Source organism: Bacillus sp. SIMBA_074, assembly GCF_046534555.1.
Taxonomy (GTDB): domain Bacteria; phylum Bacillota; class Bacilli; order Bacillales; family Bacillaceae_G; genus Bacillus_A; species Bacillus_A mycoides.
The window spans coordinates 1-253 of record NZ_JAWRYM010000883.1 but is presented as its reverse complement, the minus strand read 5'-3'; the positions used below and the strand labels follow the sequence as shown (position 1 = coordinate 253).

The 253-nt window shown below is 72.7% G+C and carries 1 pseudogene; it reads right to left on the bottom strand.

From position 1 onward, the window contains the following. A pseudogene (locus tag SB773_RS33290) lies at positions 1-253 on the bottom strand (arsenic resistance protein); the annotation flags it as partial.

Genomic DNA, 253 nt, shown 5'->3' with positions numbered 1-253 from the left:
GGGGAATCGTCGCGAGCAGTGCGGGGAGTTGTCGGCTGACGCCGGCGATCTGCGAGGCGACGACGACCGCGAGCGTGAGCATCATCAGCGGCACCATCGCGCTCTGGGCCGCGTCGCTCACAGCTCGCCCCGCGCGCGTGCGCGACGCCGCGTACTGGGTGAGGCCGGCAGCCGCGAGGGGCAGCACGATCAGCAGGAGGAACGCGTCGAGGAACGGGGCGAGGTCGACGGCGTCGATCAGCTCGGGGCCGAC